At 58.4% G+C, this 219-nt stretch carries 1 protein-coding gene; it reads right to left on the bottom strand.

Going from position 1 to position 219, the window contains the following annotated elements; genetic code table 11:
• Nucleotides 1-219: hypothetical protein (locus E0D98_RS27290; RefSeq protein WP_205713053.1), on the bottom strand; the 219-nt coding region annotated here is incomplete at both ends.

Here is a 219-nt window from a genome sequence, read left to right on the forward strand (position 1 = left end):
CTGGCGGAGCGTGTTCAGCGAGTTTCCTGATACGGGTCTGGTGGTCCTTGCGATCGGTCCGGCTCAGCAGTTCTTCAGAGCTCCAGACGGTCAGCCAGCAGCGTTCCCGGACAAGCCAGGGGGTGAGCGTGGTGACTTTTTCATCCAGAACGTCCTGAAGCAGGATCCCCGTGCGTGCGATGGATTTTCGCTGGGGTAAGAGCATGGCTTCGATTTCAT

Origin of the sequence: Escherichia sp. KCJ4928 (assembly GCF_004352695.1) — a bacterium.
Lineage (GTDB): Bacteria > Pseudomonadota > Gammaproteobacteria > Enterobacterales > Enterobacteriaceae > ECMA0423.